Origin of the sequence: Kribbella jejuensis, assembly GCF_006715085.1 — a bacterium.
Classification (GTDB): domain Bacteria; phylum Actinomycetota; class Actinomycetes; order Propionibacteriales; family Kribbellaceae; genus Kribbella; species Kribbella jejuensis.
On sequence record NZ_VFMM01000001.1, the window covers coordinates 1,921,643 to 1,948,362 of the forward strand.

Annotated in this window: 24 protein-coding genes; 13 read left to right on the plus strand and 11 right to left on the minus strand. The window is 68.6% G+C overall.

Features of this window, described 5'->3' with window-relative positions; genetic code table 11:
- Positions 1–7: 7 nt before the first annotated feature.
- Positions 8–1,468 (plus strand): LLM class flavin-dependent oxidoreductase, encoded by a 1,461-nt coding sequence (locus FB475_RS09410; RefSeq protein ID WP_238332050.1) that lies wholly within the window; start codon positions 8–10, stop codon positions 1,466–1,468.
- A 387-nt stretch (positions 1,469–1,855) separates the two neighbouring features.
- Here FB475_RS09410 and FB475_RS09415 read toward each other — a convergent pair whose 3' ends face one another.
- Positions 1,856–3,259 carry a mycothione reductase gene (locus tag FB475_RS09415; protein WP_141854460.1) on the minus strand — a complete coding sequence of 468 codons (1,404 nt, stop codon included), beginning with the start codon at positions 3,257–3,259 and terminating at the stop codon, positions 1,856–1,858.
- A 54-nt stretch (positions 3,260–3,313) separates the two neighbouring features.
- On the opposite strand from FB475_RS09415, the gene FB475_RS09420 reads away from it, so the two are divergent.
- Positions 3,314–4,015 carry a DUF4429 domain-containing protein gene (locus tag FB475_RS09420; protein ID WP_141854462.1) on the plus strand — a complete coding sequence of 234 codons (702 nt, stop codon included), beginning with the start codon at positions 3,314–3,316 and terminating at the stop codon, positions 4,013–4,015.
- Here FB475_RS09420 and FB475_RS09425 read toward each other — a convergent pair.
- Together FB475_RS09425 and FB475_RS09430 are read right to left on the minus strand one after the other, a co-directional pair.
- Entirely contained in the window at positions 4,012–5,301 is a 1,290-nt protein-coding gene (locus FB475_RS09425; protein WP_141854464.1) for an MFS transporter, read from the minus strand. The genes FB475_RS09420 and FB475_RS09425 overlap by 4 nt on opposite strands.
- Positions 5,298–5,747 carry a MarR family winged helix-turn-helix transcriptional regulator gene (locus tag FB475_RS09430; RefSeq protein ID WP_141854466.1) on the minus strand — a complete coding sequence of 150 codons (450 nt, stop codon included), beginning with the start codon at positions 5,745–5,747 and terminating at the stop codon, positions 5,298–5,300. The genes FB475_RS09425 and FB475_RS09430 overlap by 4 nt, the downstream gene beginning before the upstream one ends.
- Before the next feature lie 81 nt (positions 5,748–5,828).
- On the opposite strand from FB475_RS09430, the gene FB475_RS09435 reads away from it, so the two are divergent.
- Positions 5,829–6,926 (plus strand): hypothetical protein, encoded by a 1,098-nt coding sequence (locus FB475_RS09435; RefSeq protein WP_141854468.1) that lies wholly within the window; start codon positions 5,829–5,831, stop codon positions 6,924–6,926.
- Here FB475_RS09435 and FB475_RS09440 read toward each other — a convergent pair.
- Together FB475_RS09440 and FB475_RS09445 are read right to left on the minus strand one after the other, a co-directional pair.
- Complete coding sequence (locus FB475_RS09440) at positions 6,853–8,922, minus strand: prolyl oligopeptidase family serine peptidase (RefSeq protein WP_238332051.1); 2,070 nt, start codon at positions 8,920–8,922, stop codon at positions 6,853–6,855. The genes FB475_RS09435 and FB475_RS09440 overlap by 74 nt on opposite strands.
- Before the next feature lie 5 nt (positions 8,923–8,927).
- Positions 8,928–10,400, minus strand: a complete 1,473-nt coding sequence (locus tag FB475_RS09445) for an NCS2 family permease (RefSeq protein ID WP_141854470.1) — start codon at positions 10,398–10,400, stop codon at positions 8,928–8,930.
- Between the two features lie 74 nt (positions 10,401–10,474).
- Between FB475_RS09445 and FB475_RS09450 the strand changes: the two genes are divergently transcribed.
- Positions 10,475–10,783 carry a DUF2530 domain-containing protein gene (locus FB475_RS09450; protein ID WP_141854472.1) on the plus strand — a complete coding sequence of 103 codons (309 nt, stop codon included), beginning with the start codon at positions 10,475–10,477 and terminating at the stop codon, positions 10,781–10,783.
- 27 nt (positions 10,784–10,810) lie between these two features.
- Here FB475_RS09450 and FB475_RS09455 read toward each other — a convergent pair whose 3' ends face one another.
- On the minus strand, positions 10,811–11,593 hold the full coding sequence (locus FB475_RS09455; protein WP_141854474.1) for a DUF3027 domain-containing protein: 783 nt from the start codon (positions 11,591–11,593) through the stop codon (positions 10,811–10,813).
- Between the two features lie 106 nt (positions 11,594–11,699).
- Between FB475_RS09455 and FB475_RS09460 the strand changes: the two genes are divergently transcribed.
- Positions 11,700–13,559 carry an MFS transporter gene (locus FB475_RS09460; RefSeq protein WP_238332052.1) on the plus strand — a complete coding sequence of 620 codons (1,860 nt, stop codon included), beginning with the start codon at positions 11,700–11,702 and terminating at the stop codon, positions 13,557–13,559.
- Positions 13,560–13,663: 104 nt separating this feature from the next.
- Here FB475_RS09460 and FB475_RS09465 read toward each other — a convergent pair whose 3' ends face one another.
- On the minus strand, positions 13,664–15,202 hold the full coding sequence (locus FB475_RS09465; protein WP_141854476.1) for an MFS transporter: 1,539 nt from the start codon (positions 15,200–15,202) through the stop codon (positions 13,664–13,666).
- A 159-nt stretch (positions 15,203–15,361) separates the two neighbouring features.
- Here FB475_RS09465 and FB475_RS09470 point away from each other — a divergent pair, with 159 nt between their 5' ends.
- The gene (locus FB475_RS09470; RefSeq protein WP_141854478.1) at positions 15,362–16,090 is read left to right on the plus strand and encodes a TetR/AcrR family transcriptional regulator; all 729 of its coding nucleotides are present in this window, start codon (positions 15,362–15,364) and stop codon (positions 16,088–16,090) included.
- A gap of 2 nt (positions 16,091–16,092) precedes the next feature.
- On the opposite strand, the gene FB475_RS09475 is transcribed toward FB475_RS09470, so the two are convergent.
- Together FB475_RS09475 and larE are read right to left on the minus strand one after the other, a co-directional pair.
- Complete coding sequence (locus FB475_RS09475) at positions 16,093–16,476, minus strand: cold-shock protein (protein ID WP_141854481.1); 384 nt, start codon at positions 16,474–16,476, stop codon at positions 16,093–16,095.
- A gap of 128 nt (positions 16,477–16,604) precedes the next feature.
- A complete protein-coding gene (gene larE / locus FB475_RS09480; RefSeq protein WP_202878298.1) occupies positions 16,605–18,080 on the minus strand; it encodes an ATP-dependent sacrificial sulfur transferase LarE in 1,476 nt (491 codons plus the stop codon).
- A 111-nt stretch (positions 18,081–18,191) separates the two neighbouring features.
- On the opposite strand from larE, the gene FB475_RS09485 reads away from it, so the two are divergent.
- Genes FB475_RS09485 through FB475_RS09495 form a run of 3 tightly spaced genes read left to right on the plus strand, consistent with a single transcriptional unit; the run spans position 18,192 to position 20,720 of the window.
- On the plus strand, positions 18,192–19,121 hold the full coding sequence (locus tag FB475_RS09485) for a TauD/TfdA dioxygenase family protein (protein ID WP_141854484.1): 930 nt from the start codon (positions 18,192–18,194) through the stop codon (positions 19,119–19,121).
- A 55-nt stretch (positions 19,122–19,176) separates the two neighbouring features.
- Positions 19,177–19,770, plus strand: a complete 594-nt coding sequence (locus FB475_RS09490) for a TetR/AcrR family transcriptional regulator (RefSeq protein WP_141854486.1) — start codon at positions 19,177–19,179, stop codon at positions 19,768–19,770.
- Entirely contained in the window at positions 19,767–20,720 is a 954-nt protein-coding gene (locus tag FB475_RS09495; RefSeq protein WP_141854488.1) for a R2-like ligand-binding oxidase, read from the plus strand. Before FB475_RS09490 ends, FB475_RS09495 begins: the two co-directional genes overlap by 4 nt.
- A gap of 3 nt (positions 20,721–20,723) precedes the next feature.
- Here the strand turns inward: FB475_RS09495 and FB475_RS09500 are convergent, their stop codons facing one another.
- Positions 20,724–21,161, minus strand: a complete 438-nt coding sequence (locus FB475_RS09500; RefSeq protein ID WP_141854490.1) for a winged helix-turn-helix transcriptional regulator — start codon at positions 21,159–21,161, stop codon at positions 20,724–20,726.
- A gap of 50 nt (positions 21,162–21,211) precedes the next feature.
- On the opposite strand from FB475_RS09500, the gene FB475_RS09505 reads away from it, so the two are divergent.
- A complete protein-coding gene (locus FB475_RS09505) occupies positions 21,212–22,396 on the plus strand; it encodes an MFS transporter (protein WP_141854492.1) in 1,185 nt (394 codons plus the stop codon).
- Here FB475_RS09505 and FB475_RS09510 read toward each other — a convergent pair.
- Entirely contained in the window at positions 22,332–23,954 is a 1,623-nt protein-coding gene (locus tag FB475_RS09510) for an AMP-binding protein (RefSeq protein WP_272952059.1), read from the minus strand. The two genes, FB475_RS09505 and FB475_RS09510, sit on opposite strands and share 65 nt — an antisense overlap.
- Before the next feature lie 61 nt (positions 23,955–24,015).
- On the opposite strand from FB475_RS09510, the gene FB475_RS09515 reads away from it, so the two are divergent.
- Genes FB475_RS09515 through FB475_RS09525 form a run of 3 tightly spaced genes read left to right on the plus strand, consistent with a single transcriptional unit; the run spans position 24,016 to position 26,716 of the window.
- Positions 24,016–24,633 carry an SIMPL domain-containing protein gene (locus FB475_RS09515; protein ID WP_141854496.1) on the plus strand — a complete coding sequence of 206 codons (618 nt, stop codon included), beginning with the start codon at positions 24,016–24,018 and terminating at the stop codon, positions 24,631–24,633.
- Positions 24,634–24,693: 60 nt separating this feature from the next.
- Positions 24,694–25,929, plus strand: coding sequence for an Nramp family divalent metal transporter (locus FB475_RS09520; protein WP_141854497.1), 1,236 nt, complete (start codon positions 24,694–24,696; stop codon positions 25,927–25,929).
- 19 nt (positions 25,930–25,948) lie between these two features.
- The gene (locus FB475_RS09525; protein WP_238332054.1) at positions 25,949–26,716 is read left to right on the plus strand and encodes a metallophosphoesterase; all 768 of its coding nucleotides are present in this window, start codon (positions 25,949–25,951) and stop codon (positions 26,714–26,716) included.
- Positions 26,717–26,720: the final 4 nt, after the last annotated feature.

The window sequence follows — 26,720 nt, forward strand, 5'->3', positions numbered from 1 at the left end:
TGCTGGTGTGTCTGAACTGAAGCTGCCGTCGCCTTGTCTGGTCGTTCTGGTGGGTCCGGGGGCCTCGGGGAAGTCGACCTGGGCGACTGAGCACTTCGCGCCGGAGCTGATCGTTTCGAGTGATCGGCTGCGTGCGTTGGTGGGTTCCGGGGAGGACGACATCGCTGCCAGTGCGGATGCGTTCGCGTTGCTGGATGTGGTGGTCGAGCAACGGATCGGCCGACAGTTGACCACTGTTGTCGACACCCTAGGCCTGGATGGGGAACGCCGGGCGCGATGGCTGGGGTTGGCTCGAGCTCGCGGGATGGCCTGTGTGGCGGTCGGGTTCGACACGCCGGCTGACGAGTGCCGGCGGCGGAATCGGTCGCGTTCGTCGAAGCGGATTCCCGCTGACGTGTTGACCTCGCAGTTGCGAGCCTGGCGGAGCGTGAAGGAGGAGTTGGCTCGCGAGGGGTACGACGACGTACTCGAGCCGGCTGCTGCTCGGGTGGTGCCGAATGTGTTCGTCGAGTCGAATGCGGCGCAGGCTCGACAGTCCGAAGCGCCGGTCGGGTTGCGCTTCGGGTTGCAGTTGGGGAGTTATACGCAGCCGGCGGGACGCGCCGGGTTGGCGGCCTGGGTGCGGGAGGTCGCCGGCCGGGCCGAGGCGGCCGGGTTCGATGCGATCTATGTGATGGATCATTTCCGGCAGATTCCGCAGGTGGGGCGGGCCTGGGAGGACTTCCTGGAGAGCTGGACGACGCTCGGGTATCTGGCTGCCTGTACGACGCGGGTGCGGTTGGGCACGTTGGTCTCGGGCATCACGTACCGGAACGTCGCGCATCTGGGGAAGATCGCGGCGACGCTTGACGTGTTGAGTGGTGGGCGGGCGGTGTGTGGCGTCGGGCTGGCGTGGTTCGAGGCGGAGCACAAGGCGTACGGGTGGCCGTTTCCGGCGGTGAACGAACGGTATGCACTGCTGGAGGACGCGTTGCAGTTGCTGCCGGTTTTATGGGGACCGGGCAACAAACCGTTCCATGGCAAGGTCCTCGACGTACCGGACACCACCTGCTACCCAAGACCGCTGCGGGACCACCTGCCGCTGCTCGTCGGCGGCAGCGGCCGACGCACACTGAGGCTGGCGGGTCGGTATGCGGACGCTGTGAACGTGTTCGGCGACACAGTTGCCGTACGCAACCACACGGCGTACCTGCGCCGCACAACCACCCGGCCTGTCGAAGTAACGCACCTGTCGACAACCCTTGTCGGAAAAGACCGCAGCCACCTCGACCAGTTGATCCGCACGCTCCGCCCACGGAACGTCAACCCGGAGAAGTACGCCGCAACCGTCAACGCCGGCACAGTCGACGACCAAATAGGCCGCTTCCGCCAACTCTCCGAAGCCGGCGTAACCGAGGTGATCCTCAGCCTCCCCGACCTCGACACCATCGACGCGGTCGCCCACGTGATCTCAGCCTTCCGGGTTTAGATCCGACCACGCCGTCAGCCGGCGCCGGCTTGGGGAGGATCTCCCCTCAAATCGGCAAGAAATACTCCCCACACCAGGTGAAGTACCCCGCCCAGGCGCCGGGCGCCTTCTTTGAGAGCTGATCGGCGACTGATGATCCGGATGACGTTGGGAAGTTCGGTGAGTCGGTCGCGGTGCCCGACGACGAGGATCGTCCGATCCTCGAGGCGGCCGACGACTGCGCGTCGATGGTGACGGTGAGGTCTGCGTTCCCGCACGCCTCCTTCGCACAGGCACGCCTCCGCCTGACCACCGAAGCCGGTGACCACTCCAAATCTCTTCTTTCCTTCCCTTTCTTTCCCTTATTTCTTTGTAATTCCTTCTCTGTTCTTCTGTTCCTTTGTGAACTCAGCTTTCCGGGTGTAGGGGTAGTTTCAGGAGGGCGTTTTCGATGAGTTCTGGCATGGCGGGGTGGATCCAGTACTGGCCGCGGGCCATGGTGTAGGCGTCCAGGCCGAAGCTCATTGCCTGGATGACCGGCTGGATGACGGTGGGTGCCTGGGGGCCGATGACGTGGCAGCCGATGATCTGGCCGGTGTCGGCATCGGCGAGGATCTTCGCGAAGCCGGTGGTGTCTTCCATCGCCCAGCCGTACGCGATGTCGGCGTACCGCTGAATCGCCGCCACATAAGGGATCCCACGCTCCTGCGCCTGCTCCTCGGTGAGACCTACCGAGGCGATCTGGGGTGAGCTGAAGACGGCGTGCGGGACGAAGCGGTGGTCGGACTCGATCCGGTCGTCCGGGTTCAGCAGGTTGTGCTTCACCACCCGGGCCTCGTGGTTCGCGACATGCTTGAGCTGGTGCGGGTTCGTCACGTCGCCGAGCGCGTAGATCCCGTCGACGTTCGTCTGCTGGTAGGCGTCCACGACCACGCGGCCCTCGTGGTCGACCTCGACCCCGGTGGCGTCCAGGTCGAGCAGGTCCGAGTTCGGCTCGCGTCCGACGGCGACCAGGAGTTCGTCCACGATCAGCTCGTCCGACCCATCCGGGTGGAGCATGCTCACCAGGATCGAGCCGTCGTCACGACGAGCCACCCGAACGGTCTCATGATTGAGGCGTACGTCGTACTTCGACTGCGCGATCTCCGTGAACCGGGCGGCGATCGCGCCGTCCTCGGGCCGCAGCAGTTCCTTCGAGCGCGCCACGATCGTCACCTCGACGCCGAACGCGGCGAACACGTGCGCGAACTCGGCGGCGACGAACCCGCTGCCGATGATCGCGATCCGGCGCGGCAGTTCGTCGAGCCGCATGATCGTGTTCGACGTGTGGAAGCCGGTCTCCCGCAGGCCCGGGATCGGCGGCACGATCGGCCGGCTGCCGGTGGCGATCACGAACCGGTCGGCGCTGAACACGCTGGTCGAGCCGTCCTTGTTGTCGACCGTCAGCTCCTTGAACCCGGTGAACCGCCCGGTGCCGTCGTACACGGTCACGTTCGCGTTGTCCGGGTTGTGGTGCCGGTGCTCCGAACCGCCCGCCGAGATCGGGTCGATCCGGCCGAAGATCCGGTCCCGGACGTCGGTCCAGCGGACGCCGAGCAACTGCTCGTCGACGCCGTACCGCGAGCTCACCCCCGGCGTGGCCGCGACATCGGCGGCGTGCACGAACATCTTGGTCGGGATGCAGCCGAAGTTCAGGCAGGTGCCGCCGAACGTCCCGCGCTCGACGATCGCCACCTTCCAGTCCGCGAACCGCCGGTTCACGATCGTGTTCCCGGATCCGGTCCCGATGACGACGAGGTCGTAATTGGTCACACCCCATTGTGCGCGTTACACCCCAAGACCCCGCTGACCAGGGAGGATGGGTAGGTGGCAGGTGGTGAGTTGACGAGCACGAACGGCACGGTCGTCTGGGACGGCGCCGGGACGCTGCGGATCCGGTACGACGGGACGCCGCCTGGGCTGGATCCGCTGATCGGCTCGTTACGGACCCGCCTGGGCGAGCGTGTCCTGCCGGTCGAGGCGCTGCAGTCGGTCGAGGTGTACGACGCCGGCCTGCGGCTCGTCCTCCGCGACGGGGCCGACCCGCTGCAGGCGGTCTCCGGCGTGGACGTGCTGGGCGATCTGTACGACTTCCCGGGCGTCGACCCCGCGCTCGCGGAGCGGATCGCCGGCGACATCCGCCATACGCTGACCCGCCGTGACGTACCGGCGGCCGCCGCGCGCTGGTTGGTCGCGCCGCCGCCCGCCCCGGACCGGATCGCCGGGCGGGACGCGGCGCTGTCGGTCGCGAACGGGCAGCTCACGTTCACCTACCAACTCCGCGCCGGCCGCCGGAAGAAGGCGAACGGCAACCCGTGGTCGGTCCCGTTGGACACGATCCTCGAGGTGGAGTGGCACCCGCACCGCGGCGGGCTCGGCGGGCGCGGCTACCTGCGGATCAGTACCGACCGGACGCCGCTCGACCGCCCGAAGCCGAAGCACGACCCAGCCGCGATGGTCAGCACCCGCGACGCCGACCTCGACGTCCTGTTCTTCGCCGCACGCCTGCTGACCCGGATCAGGCCCTAAGCGACCTTCGCTGCTGCCTTGTCAGCGAGTAGCTCGGTCTGCGGCAGTACTTCGAGGTGCGGGCGCGGGAGCAGCCGCGGGCGGATGGACAGGCCGCGCTTGCGGGAGAAGTACAGCACTGAACCGACCGCACCGATCACGGTCAGCCCGCCGCCGACGATCAGCGACCAGCGGGCGCCCATCGCCTGGCCGACCCAGCCGATGAACGGGCCGCCGATCGGCGTACCACCCATCAGCAGCGTCATGTACAGCGCCATCACCCGGCCGCGCATGGTCGGCTCGATGCTCAGCTGCATGGTCGCGTTCGCCGAGGTCAGCATGGTCAGCGAGGTCAGTCCGACCAGCGGCAGCACCAGCGCGAACGTCAGGTACGTCGGCATCAGCGCGCTGAGGATCTCGAACAGCCCGAACAGGATCGCCGCGCCGATCACCAGCCGGGCCCGGATCCGGACCCGCCGGGCGGCCAGCAGTGCGCCGGACAGCGACCCGATCGCGAGCACCGACCCGAGCAGGCCGTACTCACCGGCGCCCTTGTGGAACGCCTCGGTCGCCATCAGCGCCGATGTCATCTGGAAGTTCAGCCCGAAGGTGCCGGCGAAGAACACGGTGACCAGCACCATCATCAGCTCCGGCCGGCGCCACAGGTACCGCATGCCGTCCCGGATCATGCCCTTCTCCCGGGCCGCGGGCTTCGGCGTGTACAGCTCGGAGACGCGCATCATCCGCAGCGACACGATCACCGCGATGTAGGTGAAGGCGTTGATCATGATGACCGGACCGGTGCCGATCCAGCTGATCAGCACACCGGCCAGCGCCGGGCCGAACAGGCGCGCGGCGTTGAACGACGCGGAGTTCAGCCCGACCGCGTTCGCCAGCTCGTCCCGGCCGACCATCTCGACCACGAACGCCTGCCGCGCGGGCGCGTCGAACGCCGTCCCGACGCCGAACAGCAGCGCGAGCAGGAACACGTGCCACGGCTGGACCACTCCGGCGACGGTCAGGCCGCCGAGGATCAGCGCGACCGAGCCCATCGCGATCTGGGTGTAGGTCAGCAGCTGCCGCTTGGAGAGGCGGTCGGCGAGCAGGCCGGCGTACGGACCGAGAAGCAGCGCGGGGAGGAACTGGAGACCGGTGACGATACCGAGCGCGGCGCCGGAGTGGGTCAGCTCCAGGACCAGCCAGTCCTGGGCGACCCGCTGCATCCAGGTGCCGACGTTCGAGACGATCGCACCGGAGGCGTAGAGCCGGAAGTTACGGACTTTGAACGCGCGGAAGGTCGGGCTCATCGAGCCGCCAGTCGTTCGAGAACAGGTGCTGCCTTGCGCAGGATGTCGCGCTCCTCGGGAGTCAGTTGTTTCAGTTTGGTCTGCAGCCACTCGTCGCGGCGCCGCCGGTTGGCCAGGATCAGGTCGTCGGCGCGGGCTGTCAGCTCGACGACGATCTGCCGCTTGTCGGTCGGGTGCGGGCGGCGGACCACCAGGCCCGCCTCCTCCATGTTCGTCACGATCCGCGTCATCGACGGCGGCTTGACCTGCTCGTGCGCGGCCAGCTCGCCGATCGTCATCGCCTCGTGCTTGGACAGCGCGCCGAGCACGCTGAGCTGGTTCGCGGTCAGGTCGTGACCGGGCTCGCGCTGCCGCCGGATCTGCCGGGACAGCCGCAGCGTCGACGACCTCAGGGCGCTCGCCAGCCCGACGTCACTCTTCACCTGCTGGGCTACGACTTCGGGCATGTCTTTACCTTAACTCATTACCTTTGCTAACTAAAACCCATGACCACGGGATGGTATTCCCGACCGGTTAGAGTTCGGCGCATGGATGCCCAGCTGGAGCGGTACGAGCAGCGGTTCCGGCGCGCGGGGCTGCCGCTGTTCATCGAGGACTTCTCACCGACGCACGACATCTTCACGCGGGCGGCGCCGTTGCTCGTGGTGGTGTTTCTGATCGAGATGCTCGGCGCCACCTCGCTCGACTGGCACTGGTGGCAGAACCTGCTGGCCGCGCTCGGCGGGTTGGTCGTGCTGGTCGTCGGCTTCGGCCTGCTGAACGGCTTCCGCGGCCGGCCGTTCTGGTCGCTGCCGACCCGGTTCGGCATCCCGGAGCTGGCGGTGTTCGTGTTCCTGCCGGCGCTGCTGCCGGTGGTCACGCAGGACCAGATCCGCCAGTTCTTCGGCATCGCGATCGGCAATCTGCTGCTCGTCGGCATCGTGTACGGCGTGGTGGGTTACGGCCTGATCGCGACGACGTACTGGGGTCTGCGGCGCCTGGCCGGCGAGCTGGGGAACTCGGTGGCCAGCCTGGTTCGCGCGCTCCCGCTACTCCTGGTCTTCTCGCTGGTGCTGTTCGTGACCGCGGACATGTGGCAGGTGTTCGCGGGGATGCCCACGTCGTTCATCGTGCTCTCGATGGTCGCGTTCACCGCACTGAGCACGCTGTTCCTGCTGATCCGGCTGCCGCGCGAGGTCGACGCGATCGAGCGCGACGCCGGCTCCGGGCCGCGGCTGCGCCGCAGCCAGCGGATGAACCTGAGCATCAACCTGGTGATCCGGCAGTGGATGCAGGTCCTGGTCGTGAGCGCCGGCGTCGGGTTGTTCTTCATCGGGTTCGGCATGCTGGCGATCAGCAAACACGTCTACGACCAGTGGGGCGTCACGCCCGGCTCCTGGTCGTACGACTTCACGCTGATGCACCACCCGCTCGTGCTCAGCGCGTCGCTGGTCAAGGTCGCCATCGGCATCGCGAACTTCACCGGCCTCTACTACTCGATCGCGCTGCTGACCGACTCGACGTTCCGTACCGATTTCCTCGACAACGTCAGCGCGGAACTCCGCGATCTGTTCACCGCGCGGACGGAGTACCTGGCGTTGCGGGCCGCAAGTGGGCTGACAGGAACCCCAGCTCGTAGTGCGTGAGGCTTGAGCTGTCGGCCATGTGAGTGACGTTCGACAGCGGGAGCACCTGGTGTGGGCGGCCCGCTGCGGTCAAGGCGGCGGAAAGCCTCAGGGTGTGCGCGGCGAACACGTTGTCGTCGGCGAGGCCGTGGACCAGCAGGAGCGGCCGGCGGAGGTCGGCGGCGTACGTCATCGGCGACAGCCGGTCGTAGACCTCGGGGTTCTCGTCGGGATGCCCGAGAAAGCGCTCGCGCCAGTGAGTGTCGTAGAGCCGCTGGTCGGCCGGTGCGGCGCCCGCGACGGCGACGTGGAAGTCGTCGGGCCGGAGCAGTACGGCGGCCGCGGCGAGCAGACCGCCGAAGCTCCAGCCGCGGATCCCGACCCGGGTGAGATCGAGCGCACCGGTCTGCTCGGCGGCGGCGTGCAGCGCGGTCACCTGGTCCTCGAGCGGGGCGGTCAACGTGTCGAGGTACACGGTCTTCTCCCACGCGGGCCCGCGCCCCGGCGTACCGCGGCCGTCCGCGATCACGACCGCGAACCCCTGCTCGGCGAACCACTGCGCGGTCGCGAACGCACCGCCCGAGCGCTTCAGCACGAGCTGCGCCGCGGGACCGCCGTACGGCGACATCAGGACCGGGAGCTGACCGCCTTCGTACCAGGACGGGAGGAGAACGGCGGTCCGCAGTTCGAGCTCGCCCGCGCGCAGCCAGGTGATCCGCGGTGTGACGAGCGGCTCGGCGGCCCGGGACTCGATCGTGCGGTCCGGTTGCCCCGGTCGGCGTACGACGAACGACCGGCCGGCCTCGGTGTTCGAATCGATCAGGAGCGCGTCCTCGGTGCGGGAGCCGGTGTGCATGCCCGGTTCGCCGGACAGCTGGCGGAGCTCGCCGTCGTACAGCCAGAGGTGGTCCTCGGTCGGCTCGTCGCTGGCCACGAAGAGGATCGCCTCGCCGTCGACGTGCAGTACGTCGCGGACCTGCAGACCGTCCGGCGTGACCCGTACGTCGTCGATGGTGAGGTGACGCGTCTGGCCGGCGTCGGCGGTGTGAACCAGCCTGCCGGACGCCGTACGGGCCGGGGTGCCGGGGATCAGCTCGACCCACGCCGCGTCCCGCTGCTCGTGGAGCACCTTCGTGTCACCGGTGCCGGGATCGCCCGCGAGCACCAGCAGCGTGCGTTGATCGCGGGACTGTACGGCGAACAGCGGGCCGTGCGCGTCCCACGTCGCCGCCGTGAGGTACTCGTACGCCGGCCGGTCCCAGCGCAGCTCGACCGCGCCGCCGTCGAGGTCGAACGCGTGCAGCGTGACGATCGCGTTCGCCGTACCGGCGACCGGGTACGCGACCTCGCGCGGCGGCCGCTCCGGGTTCGCGGGATCGGCGATCCACCAGCGCTGCACCGGGGTCTGGTCGACCCGGGCGGCGAGCAGCCGGGTGCCGTCCGGCGACCACCAGTGCCCGCGGGTGCGGCCCATCGACTCGGCGGCCTCGTGCTCGGCGAGACCCCAGCTCACCTCGGGATCGTCGTCGGCGGCAACGGCCCGGTTGGTGCCGTCGGCAAGGTCGACGACGTGCAACTGGCGGCCGGTGACGTAGGCGACCCGGCGCCCGGTCGGGTCGATCCGCGGGTCGACCACCCGGCCGGCGGTCCAGATCTCGCGCGGCAATGCCTCCGGGCCGTCGAGGTGGTACAGCACGCCCTGGAGCGCGAAGACGATCTGGCGGGCGGAGCGATCGGTCGAGTAGGCAACGATTCCGAAGGTCCGTTCGCGGCCGCGTTCCCGCCGTACCCGCTCCGCCTCCGGCAGCGCACCGCCGGCGTCGAGGTCCTCGGGCGCCACCACGAGTTGTTCCTCACCGGTCGCGGTGAGTTGCCACAGGCAACTGGTCGGGTCCTCCGGGCCGGCGGTCCGGAGGAACAGGACGTGTTCGTTGCCGAGGGTGAAGGCTTTGGGCAGGCCGTGGGTGAAACGGCCGGTGCGGGCGGATTGGGCCGGAAAGTCCTCGATCAGGTCCACTCTGCTCAGGTTAGCCAGTCGGTCAGCGGGCCGATCGCGAAGTACACCACGAACAGCGCCGCGACCACCCACATCAGCGGGTGCACCTGGCGGGCCTTGCCGCGGACCAGCTTCAGGATCACGAACGAGACGAACCCGGCGCCGATACCGGCCGAGATCGAGTACGTGAACGGCATCAGCACGATCGTCAGGAACGCCGGGAACGCGACCTCGATGTCGTCGAAGTCGATCCCCTTGACCTGCGTCATCATCAGGAACCCGACCAGGATCAGCGCCGGCGTCGCCGCCTCGTACGGCACCAGGGTGACCAGCGGCGCGACCACCATCGAGATCAGGAAGCAGATCCCGGTCACCACACTCGCCAACCCGGTCCGCGCGCCCTCACCGACGCCGGAAGCGGATTCGATGTACGACGTGTTGCTGGACACCGAGGCGGCGCCACCGGCCGCGGCGGCGAGGCTGTCGACGATCAGGATGCGCTGCGAGTTCGGCGGGATGCCGTCCTCGTCGTTCAGGCCCGCCTCGGCGCCGATCGCGGTCATCGTGCCCATCGTGTCGAAGAAGTCCGCGAGCATCAGCGTGAAGATCAGCAGCAGCGCCGACACCACGCCGACCTTGCCGAACGAGCCGAACAGGTTGAACTCGCCGATCGTGTCCAGGTTGGGTTTCGTGAACCAGTGATCGGGCAGTTTCGGCACGCTCAGGCCCCAGCCGCCGGGGTTCTTGTCGGACCGGGCGCCGATGTTGCCGATCGCCTCGATCACGATCGCCAGCACGGTCGCGGCCAGGATGCCGATCAGGATCGAGCCCTTCACCTTGCGGGCGTACAGGATCGCGATCAGGATCAGGCCGAACACGAACACCAGTACCGGCCAGCCGCGGAGGTTGCCGCCGACACCGAGTTCGACCGGTGGGCCGCCGGCCGCGGCGGGACGGCGGACGAAGCCGGCGTCGATGACACCGATGAACGCGATGAACAGGCCGATGCCGACGCTGATCGCGACCTTCAACTGCAGCGGTACGGCCTCGAAGACCGCTCTGCGGAAACCGGTCAGCACCAGGATCAGGATGATCAGGCCCTCGAGCACCACCAGGCCCATCGCGTCGGCCCAGGTCATCTTGGTCGCGACCGAGAACGCCAGGAACGCGTTCAGGCCGAGGCCGGTGGCGAGCGCGAGCGGGAAGTTCGCGACCACGCCCATCAGGATCGTGACCACGCCGGCCACCAGCGCGGTGGCCACGGCGATCTTCGCGATCGCGGCCGCCGGGTCGGTACCACCACCGACGAACTGGCCGGCGCCGTCCTTCACGGTGCCGATGATCAGTGGGTTCAGCACGACGATGTACGCCATCGTGAAGAACGTCACCAGACCACCGCGAATCTCGCGACCGAGCGTGGATCCGCGTTCACTGATCTTGAAGAACGAGTCCAGAGGACCGTGCAGGGAGCGGGCCGGAGCGGCCTGGGACGAGCTCATGCCCCGCATAGTGCCAGTTCCTACCGGGCAGTTGCGAGCACTTAGGTCAAACCGTTGCGGGTTAAGGTAGGTCCGTGACCGAGGAGGCTGTGCCGAAGAAGCGGAGCGACCCGACGAGTCAGCTGGCGCGTGGTGAGCTGGTGCATGCCGAGGTCAAGCCGCTCGACCTGTCCGGCATCCCCAGCGTGATCACCGGCATCGTCTTGTGGGCCGTCGCCGGGGTCGTCCTGTTCTTCCTCCGCAACCGCCTCACCGCCGACGGCCTCGACTGGTGGCTCTGGGTCCCCGTCGCCGGCTTCGGCCTGGGCCTGATCGGCCTGTGGTACTGCAAACGCCGCTGGACCGCCATCCAAGCCGGGCAGCGCTCCACCACCGAGGACTGAACCACCCTCGACCCAGCGGCCGCGGGGTCAGTCCTCGGATTGGGCCAGTTCGAGGGTGTCGTAGCCGGTGGTGTCGAAGGCGTGTTCGGCGTTGGGGTGGTCGGGGGCTTCGACGGTGGCGTCGGAGTGGGCTCCGCAGCCGTAGTCGTAGGCGACGACCCGGGCCTCGCCGGGGGCCATTTCGTTGGCGCAGACACCGAAGGCCTGGCCGAGGCTGTCCGCGAGGCGGATCCAGTAGCCGCAGGAGTAGCACTTGTACGGGACGGCCTGGGCGATCGCGGACGTCGGGCCGAAGTCCCCGGCGTACCAGCGTTCGGCGGCGTCCTCGCGTCCGAACGGCGACAGCACCCGCTCGCGACCGAGGCCGAGCTCCTCGACGACCGTGAGTACGTCGTCAGGAGCGTCGGTGGTGTCGGTGAAGCCGGGCTCGAGGCGCGGGTCGTCCGGCAGCGTCGGGAACAGGTCGCCCGGGCGCAGGTCGCCGGGCTGTACCCGCTCCGACCACGGCACCCACTCCGGCGCGACCACCGCGTCGTCGCCCGGCAGCATCACGACCTCGTTGATCGTGACGGTCTTCGCGCGGGACGCGCGGGTCACCGTGACCGCCCAGCGCCAGCCGCGGTACCCGGGGTGGGTCGAGGCGAAGTAGTGCGTGACGAGGCGCTCGCCCTCGACCAGGTAGCCGAGGTGCTCGCCAACCTGTGCGGCGCCGGCCTCGGCGATCGCGGCCTCCCGCGCCGGTTCGACCGCCGCGACGGCGACGGCGTCGGGCTTCGCGCGGACCGGTTCCGGTGCTTTGACGGGAGTCACAATCGCCCATTCTCGCACGCCTTCCGGCGGACGCCGAACCGCCCGCGGCAGACGTTCGTACGCGCGGTACCTGCGGTCTGTCGCCACGAGGAGGCAGGATGGTTTCATGCACTCCCCCGACCGGCCCGACCCCGACGCCCGCGACCCCCGCGGCGGGCAGTCACGTGGCGACCGGGGCAACGCGCACGCAGGCGGCGGCGAGCCGGCGGCCGGTGGGAAGGGGAAGCCGGCTGGGGAGCGGTTGGGGGAGGCTCGGGAGCGGGTCGGTAGTGCTGGGAAGAAGGTTGGGAGTGCCAGTAAGAAGGTCGGGCACGCCTCGAAGGTGGGGGCCGAGGGCGTTGCGACGGCTTCGCGGAAGGCGGCTGAGGTCGGGGGGCGGATCGGCCGGGCGACCGGTCGGCGGATTCGTGGGCTGACGAGTGCGCAAGGGGCCGGTGAATCGGGTCTGTCGCGGCTGATCGAGCTCGGGGCAGTCAACGCCGCGGGTGACACCGCGTTCGCCGTATCGCTGGCCGGCACCGTGTTCTTCACCGTCCCCAGCGGTCAGGCGCGGGATGGGGTTGCGTTGTTCCTGCTGCTGACGATGGCGCCGTTCGCGTTGATGGCGCCGCTGATCGGCCCGATCCTCGACCGGTTCCGGCACGGTCGCCGCTGGGCGATCGGCGCGACGCTGGGTGCCCGCGCGTTCCTTGTCTGGGCGCTGGCGTCGTCCGTCACCACCCACAACTCGGTCTGGCTCTACCCGGCGGCGCTCGGCTGTCTGGTGGCCTCCAAGGCGTACGGCGTCACGCGCGCGTCCGCCGTACCGCGACTGCTCCCCAAACAGATCACGCTCGTCACCGCCAACTCCCGGATCTCGCTCGCGGGCGTGGCCGGCGCGACGATCGGTGCCGGGATCGCGGGCGCGTTCGCGGCGATCGGCCCGCAGTGGTCGCTGCGCTGGGCGGCGCTGGTGTACATCGTCGGCCTGATCCTCGCGATCCGGCTGCCGAGCGCGGTCGACTCCCCCGCCGACGAGGAAGTCACCGGTACGGCGGGACGCGACGCACGCCGGCAGGCGATCACGGCCGCGGTGTCGCGCGGGATCCGGTGCAATCTCGGACTGCGGTTCGTGTCCGGGTTCCTGACCATGTACCTGGCGTTCCTGCTCCGCGACCAACCGGTCAGCGGGGTGAAGGGTGCGGTCGCCGCCGGAGCGGTGGTCGCCGCGGCCGGCATCGGCAACAGTCTCGGTACCCTGGTCGGATCGTTGCTCAAGGCACGTAAACCGGAGGGTGTCGTACTCGCCGTACTGCTCGCCGACGCCGCGGTGGCGGTCGCGGTCGCGGTGCTCTACGGGTTCCCGATCCTCATCGCGCTCGGGTTGGTGGCCGGGTTGTGCAGCTCGCTCGGGAAGCTGTCGCTGGACGCGATGATCCAGCGCGACGTCCCGGAGTCCGTGCGTACGTCGGTGTTCGCGCGCTCGGAGACGGTGCTGCAGCTCGCGTGGGTCCTCGGCGGTGGGTGCGGGATCGTCCTGCCGCTGATCCCTCGGCTCGGCTTCGGCTTCCTCGCGGGCGTCTTGCTCGTGGTGGTTTTCCTGGTACTGCGGATGCGCCCGTCGTCACGTCCCACCCAGGGGCCGCTGCGTCCCGGCGGGCTGGGCGGTCCGCGGACGGACGGACCGCAACCGCGACGGAACCCGTCGCACGACGCCCCGTCCGAGAGCACCACGCGGACGATCCTGAGCGTCGCCGAACAACGCGCGAACCGGGCCGGCCGCTCGAGCACCCAGGACGAGCCGACCGTCGAGTGGCGCTCCAGCAGTCCCAAGTCCCCCGAACAGCCGGTCGGCCGCTGGTGGAGCGGCCAGACCGAGGACGACGAGAAGACCGTCGAAGAACCCGCGCCGTGGTCGGAAGAACCGACGGAGGAACGCACCCAATCCCCCTTCAAACGCCGCCCCAAGAACCGCCCACCCCGCTGACCACCAACCGCTGCGCGGGGGGAAAGCCGGTGGGCGGACGGGGGCCGGCCGCGACTTCCGGTGGGTCAGGCGGCGGGTTGGGTGGGCCGCCGCTTGGGGTCGGGTCAGGCTGCCGGGGTTAGGTCCGCCTGCTCTTGAGCAGGCGCTTCGGTCGGGGTGGTCGGCTTGGTGCCTCGGAGGGTGAGGGTGGTGGTGACGGCTGTTGTCAGGAGGAGGATGGCTCCTACCAGGGCGACCACGTTCATGCTGTGGGTGAAGGCGTGGCGTGCTGTGGTCAGGACGGTGTCCGCTAGTTGGGCTGGAAGGTGCGCGGCTGCGGCGGTGGCTGCGGGAAGGCCTTCGCGGACCGGGCCGGATGCGCCGGCGGGGAGGTCGGAGCGGTAGACCGCGGTGCCGATCGAGCCGAGAACCGCGATGCCGAGGGCGCCGCCGAACTCGGAGCAGGTTTCCATGACGGCCGACGCGGACCCGGCGCGCTCAGGCGCCACCGCGCCGACGATCGCTTCGGTCACCAGCGTCATCACCATCACCAGGCCGGCGGCGAGCAGACCGGCTCCGACAAGCGGTACGGCGAGTGACGAGTCGACGCGCACCTGGGTGAGTACGCCGTATCCGGAAGCCGCGAGCACGAAGGCCCCGCCGATCACGTGGGCCCGATCCAGCTTCCCCGCCAGCGCGGTCGCCAGCGGAGCGGCACCGCCGACGAGCACCGACGGAGCGAGCGACCACAGTGCGGCCTTCAGCGGCGAGAGCCCGTGGACCAACTGCAGGTACTGCGTAAGGAACACCGCGTTGCCGACCAGCGCCAACGTACCGACGGTGTTCGCCGCCAGCGACCCGCTGAACGCCCGGTTCCGGAACATCGACAGCTCCACCATCGGGTGCTCCGCGGTCCGCTGCCGCTGTACGAACAGCACCCCGAACACCAGCCCGGCAACGATCGCGACCACCGGCAGCGCCGACACTCCATGCGCCGCGATCTCCTTGACGCCCCAGATCACCGGCAGCACGGCGGCCAGCGACAGCACTGAGCCCAACAGGTCGAACCGCCCGCGCACCGGCGCCTTGAACTCCGGCAGCAGCATCGGGGCGAGTACGACGAGCAGCACCATCGCCGGGGTGTTGATCAGGAACACCGAACCCCACCAGAAGTGCTCCAGCAGGAACCCGCCGAGCACCGGCCCGAGGGTGATGCCGCCCATCATCACCGCGCTCCAGAACGCGATCGCCTTCTGCCGCTGCTTGGCGTCGTGGAACATGTTGCGGATCAGCGCGAGCGTCGACGGCATCAGGGTCGCACCGCCGATCCCGAGCACGGCCCGGGCGGCGATCAGTTGCTCCGGGTTCTGCGCGTACGCCGCAGCGACGGACGCGAGCCCGAAGCCGATCGCCCCGAACAGCAGCAGCCGGCGCCGCCCGATCCGGTCCCCGAGCGAACCCATCGTGATCAGCAGACCGGCGAGCACGAACCCGTAGATGTCGAAGATCCACAACTGCTCGGTGGCGCTGACGCCGAGGTCCGCGCTGATGAACGGGACCGCGAAGTACAGCACCGACACGTCCATCGAGACCAGCAGCAGCGGCAGCGCGAGCACGCCGAGCGCGATCCACTCCTTGCGTCCCGCCCGTTCGTTCGGACCCATGACGACCCCTCCGGTTTATCTGTCTACGCCGCACACTGTGTGCGCCGTACACAAACCATAGACGAGACTGTCTATGTTGTAAACAGATAAGATCGAGGGAAAGATGAAGGAAAGAAGCCTCGCTTCGCTCGGCGGAGGGGAGGGAGAGGGTGGGTGGGCATGGAAGAGCTACCGAGGGTGTTGCAGCAGCTCTGGGGTTTCGAGGGGCGGAGCCGTCCGGGGCCGAAGCCGGCGTTTCACATCAGCGACATCGCGCGGGCCGCGGTCAAACTCGCGGACGCCGGCGGGCTGGCCGCGGTCTCGATGAGCAAGGTGGCCGCCGAGCTCGGCTTCACCACGATGTCGCTCTACCGCTACGTCGACGCCAAGGACGACCTGTACGTCGTCATGCTCGAACACGCCTTCGGCGAACCGCCGACCCTGCCGCAGGACCACGGCTGGCGGGCCCGGATCACCGCCTGGGCCGAGGCGTTCCGCGACGGACTACGTCGGCATCCGTGGATCCTGCAGATCCCGGTCCAGGAGCCGCCGCTCTCACCGAAGCAGTTGGCCTGGATGGAGGCCGGGCTGCAGGCGTTCGACGGTACGCCGCTGACACCGCAGGACCGGCTGTCGGCGATGCTGCTCGTGAACATCTACATCCGCGGTGCGACACAACTCACCGCGAACATGCTGACCGACCCGGACGCCGTTCAGGAGGCCGACCGGCTCTACACCCAGCGCCTCACGATGCTGGCCACCACCGACCGGTTTCCGGGCATCGCCGCAACCCTCGAGCTACCGCCGGACGAGGGCTTCGGGGGCGACTTCGACACCACCGAGTTCGGGTTCGGGCTGGACACCGTGCTGGACGGCATCCAGTCCCGGATCGATCGACTGCGGAGCTGACCTCAGACGTCGAGCTTGTCCGCGACACCGCGCAGGACGGTCGCGACCTGGCGGGCGGACTTGCCGTCGGGCTGGCGGCCCCGCCGGTAGTTCTCACCGAGCCGGTCGAGGAGTTTGATCAGGTCCTCGATCACGACCTGCATCTCCTCGGGCTTCGGCCGCATCGCCTTGGCCACCGACGGCGGCGGGTCGATCAGCCGGACCTGCAGGGCCTGCTCGCCCTTGCGGCCCTCGACGACGCCGAACTCGACCTTCTGACCCGGCTTCAGGTTGGTCACACCCGACGGCAGGGCCTCGGCGCGGACGTAGACGTCCCCGCCCTCCTCCTTGCTGAGGAATCCGAACCCCTTCTCGGAGTCATACCACTTCACCTTGCCAACGGGCACGGGAACCTCTTCAGTCGTCAATGTCTCGGAATCGAAAACCCAGCGTACGTGAAGCTGCGCAACCGCGCCTCCGGGAAACTACCTGATCCGGCAGCGTCCCGCACCCCTCAGAGTTCCCAGGCACCCTCTCAGAGGTTGCGATACTTTTCGGGCTCCGGCAGCCGTTCGTTCATCGACCCGGAGCGGAATCCACGCGGGTCGACCTGCGCGGTCGCGAACCCTTCCGCGACCACCGCGTCCACCAGCTCCTGCTGATCCACCCGGTCCAGCAGCGCGGCGTCGATCTCGATCGAGGCGCTGTCGCCGAGGTCGCGGACGCGGACGTTCTCGACGTCGTACGACGACAACTTGGCGCGGACCGCCTGCTCGGCCCGGTCCACCCGGGCGAGCAGGTTCGGAGTGATCCGGATGCCGTACGCGATCCGGCTCGACAGGCACGCCGCGGCCGGCTTGTCCGAGGTCTCCAGGCTCCAGCTGCGCGAGGCAGCACGGATCTGCTCCTTCGTCAGCCGGGCGTCCCGCAGCGGAGTGAGCGCGCCGCGTTCGAACGCGGCCCGGATACCCGGACGGAAGCCGGCGATCGCGTCGTCGGCGTTGGTGCCGGTGGCGATCGCGGTGATGCCGAACTCGTCGGCGATCGGCTGCAGCGTCTCGATCAACTCGGCCTTGCAGAAGTAGCACCGCGCACCGGAGTTGGCCTGGTACCCCTCGCGCTCCATCTCGTGCGTGTGCGGGGTGACATGCCGTACGCCGAGGCTGTCGGCGAACCGCGCCGCCGGCTCGAGCTCGGCCACCGGTAACGACGGCGAGACCGCGGTCGCCGCGATCACGTTCGCGGGCCCGATCGCCCGCGCCGCCGCCGCCAGCAGGAACGCCGAGTCGGCGCCACCGCTGAACGCGACGAGCATCTTGTCGTACGACGAGAGCCGCCGCATCAGGGCCTCGAGCCGCTGTTCGAGCACGTACTCCTCGAGCCAGGCGGGGAACTCGGTCAGGTCGTTGAGCACGACGTCGGCGCCGTACGCGCGCAACTCGTCCGCGGTGAACGGACCCGTCGCGACCGCTACCGCGAGCGCGCCGGCCGCATGCGCGCCGTCGATGTCCGCGGTGTGGTCGCCGACGAAGACCGTCGCGCCGTGCTCGCGCAGCGCCATCCCCTTCTCGGCTCCGTGCAGGTCACCGACCGGCTCGTCGACGTCCAGGCCGAGGTGCTCGAGGTGCAGCCGCACCGACGGCGTGTACTTCGCCGACACGACCATCGTCCGCCCGCGCAGCGCCCGGATAGTGGCCAGCGACTCGGCCACGCCCGGCAGCGGCAAACTGCCTGAGATCGCGTGCTCCGGGTAGTGCTCGCGGTACCGCGCGACCATCGCGTCGACCTGCTCGGGCGGGAACCAGTTCGCCATCTCCCAGGTCAGCGGCGGGCCGAGCCGGCTCACCACCAGGTCGGTGTCGATGGGCACGCCGGTCTCCGCGGCCAGCAGGTCCCAGACCGCCTGGATCCCCGGCCGCGAGTCGATCAGCGTCATGTCCAGATCGAACCCGACGACCAGCTCCGGCACGTCGGCGGTATCGGGGGCGGGTTCAAGAGCGGCGGTTGACACGTCCCCAACCCTACGTGACCCGCGCAGCGGCCGGTCTCGCATCCCGAAACAAGCCCAAAGTCTACTAAATCAGCTGGATTATAGGAGTTAACCGACCGTGAGGGAGTCATGATGACAGCGCAACTGCAAGCACCCGGGATCACCGTCAGCAAGGCCGGCGGGGCGATCGGCGCGGTGATCGGCAACGTCCGGCTCGGCGGCGAGCTGGCGCCGGAGACCGTCGCCGCGATCCGTCAGGCCCTGCTGGACCACAAGGTGATCTTCTTCCGCGACCAGCACCACCTGGACGACGCGGGGCAGCTCGCGTTCGCGAAGTTGCTCGGTACGCCGACGCTCGCGCACCCGACCTCGAAGAGCCTCGACGGCGCCGCGCATGTACTGCCGATCGACTCCGACTACAGCAAGGCCAACAGTTGGCACACCGACGTGACGTTCGTCGACCGGATCCCCGCGATCAGCCTGCTCCGGGCGGTGACGATCCCGGCATACGGCGGCGACACCACCTGGGCGAACACCGTGACGGCGTACGCGAATCTCCCGCAGGCGCTGCAGGCGCTGGTCGATCGGTTGTGGGCGGTGCACAGCAACAAGTACGACTACGCCGGCCACGCGGACGAGAGCCGGATCGGTGGCGTCGACGTCAAGGTCGAGGAGCACCGCAAGCAGTTCGTGTCGAAGGTTTTCGAGACCGAGCACCCGGTGGTCCGCGTGCACCCGGAGACCGGCGAACGTTCGCTGGTGCTCGGTCATTTCGTCCGGCGGTTCGTCGGCCTGAGCTCGGCCGAGACGACCGCCTTGTTCCAGCTGTTGCAGAACCGCGTGACCAACCCGGACAACACCGTCCGCTGGCATTGGCAGCCGGGGGATCTGGCGATCTGGGACAACCGCGCGACCCAGCACTACGGGGTCGCGGACTACGACGACCTGCCGCGGCGGCTGCACCGGATCACGCTGGCCGGCGACGTGCCGGTGAGCGTGGACGGCGTCCGCAGTACACCCCGAACCGGCGACGCGTCGCACTTCTCCCCACTTGACAACTGACGACCAGGTGTCCGACCTCTTGACATTCGAGGACGTTTTGTAAACCCTCGTCGGCATGGACTCGTTCGCCGACCGGACCAAACGCCGCCTTCGTGACGAGTTGCTGGACGCTGCACAGGACGCCATCGAAACAGGTGGGTACGACGGGCTTCGGATGGCCGAGGTCGCTCGTCGGACCGGGGTGTCCCGGCAGACCGTCTACAACGAGTTCGGGGACAAGTGGGGCGTGCTGGAGGCCGTCGCGGCGCGCGAGACCGAACGGTTCCTGCTGGAAGTGAACGCAGCGCTCGCCGAGCAGTCCCGCCCGATCGAGGGCCTCCGGGCCGCGGTCGAGCGGGCGCTCACACTGGCGGGCGAGAACCCGCTGGTGAAGGCGGCGTTGGGTCAGCCGGGATCGGACCAAGCCAGTCAACTGCTGACGACACGGGGGCAGCAGGTGCTGGAACTGGCACACCTCCGGCTGGACGCCCATGTCAGGGAGCACTGGCCGGAGGTTCCCGCAGAGGACGCGACCAGCTGCGTCGACGTCGCGTTGCGCGTCGTCATCAGCCACATCGTCACCCCGGGCCCTCCCCCGGCGGTGGTGGCGGCGCAGCTGGCTCGCGTCCTCTCGCCTTTCCTGAGCGAGTCCCGGAGGTCGCACGTATGAACAATCCCCTTCACCGGCAGGGTTTCAGCTCGTTGAAGTCAGGTGGCTTCAACTGGGACGCGCTGCCGTTGCGGCTGTTCGACAAGGGCAACCGCAAGTTCTGGAACCCGCGTGACATCGACTTCAGCCAGGACGCGAAGGACTGGCAGGAGCTGAGCGACAACGAGAAGGACAACGCGTTGATGCTCTGCTCGCAGTTCATCGCGGGCGAGGAGGCGGTGACCGAGGACCTGCAGCCGTTCCTGCAGGCGATGGCGGCGGAGGGGCGCTTCGGCGACGAGATGTATCTGACCCAGTTCTGCTTCGAGGAGGCCAAGCACACCGCGGTCTTCCGGCTCTGGCTGGACGCGGTCGGCGTCACCGAGGACCTGCATCGGTACGTCGAGAACAACCCTGGGTACCGCGCGATCTTCTACGAGGCCCTTCCGGTCGCGCTGAAGTCGCTGGCCGACGACCCGTCGCCGTCGAACCAGGTTCGTGCCTCTGTCACGTACAACCACGTCGTCGAAGGCACGCTGGCGCTGACCGGGTACCACGCCTGGAACCTGCTGTGCACGTCCCGCGGCGTACTGCCCGGCATGCAGGAGCTGATCCGCCGGATCGGTGACGACGAACGCCGGCACATGGCCTGGGGTACCTTCACCTGCCGCCGGCACGTCGCCGCCGACGAGTCGAACTGGAAGGTCGTCACCGACACGATGGAGGAACTCCTCCCGCACGCGCTGACGCAGATCCAGTGGGCCATGGACAACTCCCCGGAGCTCCCGCCGGAGATCAACCCGACGGCGTTGATGACGTACGCCGGCGACCGCGCCACCCGCCGCCTGGGCGCGATCGAGTCGGCGGTCGGCGCGGACGTCGCGGGCATCGACCTCGACTACTCGCCGGAGAAACTCGAGGACGCCTTCGGCGACGAGGATTCAGCCGCACTGGCCGCGGTTCGCCAGTAGCGCCTACCTGTCGAGAAGTTCGACCTTTTGTACTTCGGTGTCCGCCGGGGCGAGCTTGCGACCGTCGGCGGCGCGGATTTCGAGTGGTTGTAGCGGCTGGTGGTCGCGGCGGTCCCGGAGTACCGAATGCTCTTCGCCAGGGGCGAACGCGAAGGCCTCGCCCCACTGGCGGAGCGCGACGATGACCGGGAAGAGCGCCTCGCCCTTGGCGGTGAGGGTGTAGTCGCGGTCGGTGTGTTCGAGGATCCCGTTGTCCACCAGGGACCTGAGGCGTGCGGTGAGGATGTTCTTCGCGACGCCGAGGCTGCGCTGGAAGTCGCCGAACCGCCGGCTGCCGTCGAACGCGTCCCGCACGATCAGCAGCGACCACCAGTCGCCCACCGCATCCACGGAACGCGCGACCGGACAGCTCTCGTCGTCGAACCTGGTCCGCTTGACCATCGAACACCTCCTGGTTGCAACATGCTACCAATTGCTTCTACGGTAGCAAGATGCAACCAAACCTGCGTCCCGCGGACCGTGTACTGCTGGCGGTCTCGGCCGGGGTCGCCGTCGCCACCGTCTACTTCGCGCAGCCGCTCCTGGTCACCATCGGCCACGACCTAGGCATCGGTCCCGGTACTGTCGGCACCTTCGTCACGGTGACCCAGGCGGGGTACGCCCTTGGGTTGTTCTTCCTGGTCCCGCTCGGTGACCTGCTCAACCGGCGGCGGCTCATCCGCCTCCAGTTCACCCTGCTGGCCGGCGCCCTCCTGCTCACCGGCCTGGCCCGAACCCCGGCCATGCTCTTCCTCGGTCTGGCCGCCGTCGGCGCTCTTGCTGTCGTCACCCAGTCGCTGGTCGCGTACGGCGCCGCCCTGAGCTCCCCGACCACCCGAGGCCGCACAGTAGGCACCATCACCACCGGCATAGTCCTGGGTATCCTCCTAGCTAGAACCACGGCCGGCATCGTGACCGACCTACTCGGCTGGCGAGCTGTCTACCTGCTGACCTGCGCCGCATGCCTAGCAATCACCGCACTCTTCACGCGCTCCACCGGGGCTGGGCGGCCGGTCCCCGAATCCCAGACTCCATTGGGATATGCGGAGTTGCTGCGGTCCACCGCCGGACTTCTCCAGGAGCGGGGGTTTCGGCAGAGTGCGGTGCGGGCGTTCTTCATCTTCGGGTCGTTCAGCACGTTGTGGACCTCGATCGCGTTGCCGTTGACGGAACGCGGGTTGTCGCACAGCGAGATCGGGGCGTTCGGGTTGATCGGAGCCGCCGGGGCTCTGGCGGCAGGACCGGCGGGTCGGTTGGCTGATCGAGAGCGCGGCGGACTTGTCACGGTCGGCGCTTCGGGGCTGTTGGCAACTAGTTGGCTGGTGACCGCGCATCCGCTGGTGGGGTTGGCGATCGGAGCGGTGCTGCTCGACCTCGCAGTGCAGGCGATCCACGTGACCAACCAGAGCATGATCTACCGCCCGGACGCCGGAGCCCGGTTGATCGGTGGATACATGGTGTTCTACTCACTCGGCAGCGCGACCGGTGCGATCGCCTCGACAGCGCTGTACGAACGTGCCGGCTGGAACGCCGTCTGTCTGCTCGGCGCCGCGTTGGGTCTCGGCGCGCTGGTCAGCTCAGTCCGAGCAGCTCGACGGACTTCTCGCGCATCTCGACCTTGCGGATCTTGCCCGTGACGGTCATCGGGAAGTCGTCCACGAGTACGACGTACTTCGGGATCTTGAAGTGCGCCAGCTTCCCGTTCGCGAACGCCCGTACCGCCTCCGCGTCCAGCGGTTCGGCGCCCGGCTTGAGCTTGATCCAGGCGCACAGCTCCTCGCCGTACTTCTCGTCGGGTACACCAACGACCTGGACGTCGGCGATCGACGGATGCGTGTACAGGAACTCCTCGATCTCCCGCGGGTACACGTTCTCGCCGCCGCGGATCACCATGTCCTTGATCCGGCCGACGATGTTCACGTACCCGTCGTCGCGCATCGTCGCGAGGTCGCCGGTGTGCATCCAGCGGGCCTGGTCGATCGCCTCGGCGGTCTTCTCCGGCTCGTCCCAGTAGCCGAGCATGACGGAGTACCCGCGGGTGCACAGCTCGCCCGGTTCACCGCGCGGTACGACGAGACCGGTCGCCGGATCGACCAGCTTCACCTCGACGTGCGGCAGCACCCGGCCGACGGTCGACGTACGGCGGTCCAGGTCGTCGTCGCGCCGGGTCTGCGTGGACACCGGTGACGTCTCGGTCATGCCGTAGCAGATCGCCACCTCGGACATGTGCATGTCCGCGACGCAGCGCTTCATCACCTCGACCGGGCACGGCGACCCGGCCATCACGCCGGTCCGCAACGACGACAGGTCGTACTCCGCGAAGTTCGGCAACCCGAGCTCGGCGATGAACATGGTCGGTACGCCGTACAGCCCCGTGCACCGCTCGTCCTGCACGGCCTGCAAGGTCGCCGCCGGGTCGAACGCCGGCCCCGGGATCACCATGCACGCGCCGTGCGTGGTGCAGCCGAGGTTGCCCATGACCATGCCGAAGCAGTGATAGAAGGGCACTGGGATGCAGAGCCGGTCGTCCGCGGTGAACGCGATCGTCCCGGTGACGAAGAAGCCGTTGTTCAGGATGTTGTGGTGGCTGAGCGTCGCGCCCTTCGGGAATCCCGTCGTACCGCTGGTGTACTGGATGTTGATCGGGTCGTCGAACGACAGCTCGGCCTCGCGCGCGTTCAGCTCGTCGATGCTGACCCGGTCGGCGTCGTCGCGCAGCGCGTCCCAGTCGCCGGTGCCGAGATAGATCGTCTCCTCCAGCGCCGGGCAGTCCGGACGCACCTCGTCGACCATCGCGCGGTAGTCGCTGGTCCTGAACTCGGTCGCCGAGACGAGCAGCCGGACGCCGGACTGGTTCAGCGCGTAGCCGAGCTCGTGGGTGCGGTACGCCGGGTTGATGTTCACCAGGATCGCGCCGATCAGCGCGGTCGCGTACTGCGTGATGGTCCACTCCGCCTGGTTCGGCGCCCAGATCCCGACCCGGTCACCCTTCGCGATCCCGCGAGCGATCAGACCCCGGGCAACAAGCTCGACCTCCGCGCCGAACGCGTCATACGTCCACCGCCGCCCACTCTGCACCTCTACCAACGCCTCACGATCACCGTACGCGGCGATCGTCCGTCTGAGGTTCTCCCCGATCGTCTCCCCCAACAACGAAACCTCAGCCACCCCAGATTCGTACGAAGGCAAGCTCATGCTTGTCATGGTCACGCGGCTCGCACGCCCCTGCAAGTGCACGGGGTGCCAGACTGGGGGGATGGATACTGGGGTGACTGTTGTTGGGTCGGGGCAGGTTGGTGGGGTGCCTGATGTTTTGCGGGTGACACTGGGGGTTGAGGTGATGGCTCCGGATGTTGCCAGTGCGGTGGCGCGGGTTGGGGAGCGGACGGAGGCGGTGGTCGCGGCGTTGCGGGCGCATGGGATCGAGGGGTCGCGGCTCAGTACCAGTGCGGTGAACGTGTTCCAGCACTATCGGGAGCCTGGGACGGACGTGGCGTATCAGGCGCAGCACACGATTCAGGTGGAGTCGAAGGATCTGACCGGGTTCGGTGCGTTGCTGAATGCGGCGGTGGATGCTGCGGGCAACAGTTTGACGATGAACGGTCTGCAGTTCGACATCGAGGACAAGTCCGAGCTGCTCGTCCAGGCGCGGGAACTCGCTTTCCAGCAGGCGCGGGCGAAGGCGGAGCACCTCGCCAGGCTGTCCGGGTTCTCGCTCGGCTCGGTGACCGCGATCGCGGAGACGCAGAACCACTTCCCGATCCGGCGGGCCTACAACGCGAGCAAGGCCGCGGGCTTCGACGCGGCGATCAACGTCACTCCGGGTGACAGCAGCGTCGAGGTGAGCCTGGAGGTGCACTTCGCCTGGGCGTAACGCCTGTCTCAAATTCTGCACAGGGGTTGCGCGGTGGGTACAGGCAGAGAGACTTCTCTCATGTACGCACCGGCACCGCTGCGGCGGCAACTGAACCGGTCTGGGCTGCTCCTGCTCGGACCGGCCTTCGTTGCGGCGGTCGCGTACGTCGACCCGGGGAACTTCGCGACGAACATCGCGGCCGGTGCCACGTACGGTTATCTGCTGTGCTGGGTGGTCGTCGGCGCGAACCTGATGGCCGTCCTGGTGCAGTACCTGGCCGCCAAGGCGAGTATCGCGACCGGGCGGACGCTGCCGCAGCTGTGCCGTGACCACTTCAAGCGCTCGACCTCGACCGGACTCTGGGCGCAGGCCGAGGTGGTGGCGATCGCGACCGACCTGGCCGAGGTCGTCGGCGGTGCGATCGCGCTGAACCTGCTCTTCCACGTACCGCTGCTGCTCGGCGGCGCGATCACCGGTGCGGTCTCGTTCGGGCTGCTGATCTACCAGTCGAAGCGCGGCCAACGACCGTTCGAGGCGGCGATCATCGGCCTGCTCGCGGTGGTACTGATCGGTTTCGTCGTCTCGACCGCGAAGTCGAACCCGTCCGCGACCGGCGTACTCGGCGGTCTCGTACCGCACCTCAACGGCACCCAGTCGCTCGTGCTCGCGGCCGGCATGCTCGGCGCGACCGTGATGCCGCACGCGATCTGGTTGCACGGCGCCCTGGTCACCGACCGGCACTGGAAGACGATCCGGTCCGACGGCGGCAAGTCCCGGGTACTGCGGGCCACCCGGCTGGACGTCGCCGTGGCGATGGCGCTGGCCGGGGCGGTCAACCTGGCGATGGTCGTGCTGGCCGCAGCTGCCCTGAAGGGCACAGGTGCCGACTCGCTGGACGCGGCGCACCAAGCGATCGGCGACCGGCTCGGCCAGCTCCCCGCGCTGCTGTTCGCGCTCGCCCTGCTGGCCAGCGGATTCGCGTCCTCGTCGGTCGGGACGTACGCCGGATCCGTCATCCTGGACGGGTTCTGGCACAAGCGGGTACCGCTGGCCGTCCGCCGGCTCGTCACGCTGGTGCCCGCGCTGCTGGTGCTGGCGATCGGCGTCGACCCGAGCCGCGCGCTGGTGATCTCGCAGGTGGTGCTGAGTTTCGGGATCCCCTGCGCGCTCTGGCCGCTGGTGCGATTGACCGCATCCCGGCGCGTCATGGGTGACCTTGTCAACCGCCGGGCGACTACTCTCGCCGCATGCCTGGTAGCGACCGCCGTCACGGCCCTCAACGTCGTACTGATCGTGCTGACCGTTCGGGGATGACGTGACCAGGGTGTACGCCGTGAGCGACGTCCACGGCCACCTGGACAAGCTGGTACCGGCCCTGCACGCGGCCGGTCTGACCGATGCCGACGGCAACTGGGCCGGTACGGACGCCCGGCTGTGGTTCCTCGGCGACTTCTTCGACCGGGGCCCGGACGGTATCGGCGTACTGCGCTACGTCCGCGGACTGATCGAGCAGGCACCGGACGGGGCGGTCCGGATGCTGCTCGGCAACCACGAGATCCTCGCGCTCGGGATGTACAAGTTCGGCGACACGTTCGTCCCGCACGAAGGCATCACGCTGCGCAGCTTCGAGCGGTCGTGGGCGCTGAACGGCGGCCAGGACCGCGACCAGGAACTGCTCACCGATGACGACGTGGCCTGGCTGCTGGACCGGCCACTGCTCGGGCTGGACGCGGACCAGCTGCTGATGCACTCCGACACCGCGGAGTACGTCGAGTGGGGCGACTCGCTCGACCAGATCAACGCCGCGGCGCGGGCCGAGCTGCACTCCGACGACATCGAGGTGTGGTGGGAGATCTGGCGCCGGACGACGTCGCGGTACGCCTTCCGCGGCGACAGCGGGCCGGAGGTCGCGCGGATCATGCTGCAGCACCTCGGCGGCCGCCGGATCGTGCACGGCCACAGCATCATCGCCGACCAGCTGCACATCGACCCGCAGTTCCTTACCGGCCCGCACCTGTACGCCGACGGCCTGGTCCTCGGCATCGACGGGGGCGCCTTCGACGGCGGCCCGTGCCTGGTCGTCGACCTGACCGCGGACTGATCCA

Excerpts from the sequence above, each read along its gene's own strand:
- FB475_RS09485 (WP_141854484.1), top strand. The coding sequence starts at position 18,192 with ATGACAGCGCAACTGCAAGCACCCGGGATCACCGTCAGCAAGGCCGGC.
- FB475_RS09505 (WP_141854492.1), top strand. The coding sequence starts at position 21,212 with ATGCAACCAAACCTGCGTCCCGCGGACCGTGTACTGCTGGCGGTCTCG.
- FB475_RS09510 (WP_272952059.1), bottom strand. The coding sequence starts at position 23,954 with ATGAGCTTGCCTTCGTACGAATCTGGGGTGGCTGAGGTTTCGTTGTTG.
- FB475_RS09515 (WP_141854496.1), top strand. The coding sequence starts at position 24,016 with ATGGATACTGGGGTGACTGTTGTTGGGTCGGGGCAGGTTGGTGGGGTG.
- FB475_RS09490 (WP_141854486.1), top strand. The coding sequence starts at position 19,177 with ATGGACTCGTTCGCCGACCGGACCAAACGCCGCCTTCGTGACGAGTTG.
- FB475_RS09445 (WP_141854470.1), bottom strand. The coding sequence starts at position 10,400 with ATGAGCTCGTCCCAGGCCGCTCCGGCCCGCTCCCTGCACGGTCCTCTG.
- FB475_RS09500 (WP_141854490.1), bottom strand. The coding sequence starts at position 21,161 with ATGGTCAAGCGGACCAGGTTCGACGACGAGAGCTGTCCGGTCGCGCGT.
- FB475_RS09435 (WP_141854468.1), top strand. The coding sequence starts at position 5,829 with ATGGATGCCCAGCTGGAGCGGTACGAGCAGCGGTTCCGGCGCGCGGGG.
- FB475_RS09460 (WP_238332052.1), top strand. The coding sequence starts at position 11,700 with ATGCACTCCCCCGACCGGCCCGACCCCGACGCCCGCGACCCCCGCGGC.
- FB475_RS09425 (WP_141854464.1), bottom strand. The coding sequence starts at position 5,301 with ATGAGCCCGACCTTCCGCGCGTTCAAAGTCCGTAACTTCCGGCTCTAC.
- FB475_RS09470 (WP_141854478.1), top strand. The coding sequence starts at position 15,362 with ATGGAAGAGCTACCGAGGGTGTTGCAGCAGCTCTGGGGTTTCGAGGGG.
- FB475_RS09520 (WP_141854497.1), top strand. The coding sequence starts at position 24,694 with ATGTACGCACCGGCACCGCTGCGGCGGCAACTGAACCGGTCTGGGCTG.
- FB475_RS09430 (WP_141854466.1), bottom strand. The coding sequence starts at position 5,747 with ATGCCCGAAGTCGTAGCCCAGCAGGTGAAGAGTGACGTCGGGCTGGCG.
- FB475_RS09495 (WP_141854488.1), top strand. The coding sequence starts at position 19,767 with ATGAACAATCCCCTTCACCGGCAGGGTTTCAGCTCGTTGAAGTCAGGT.
- FB475_RS09465 (WP_141854476.1), bottom strand. The coding sequence starts at position 15,202 with ATGGGTCCGAACGAACGGGCGGGACGCAAGGAGTGGATCGCGCTCGGC.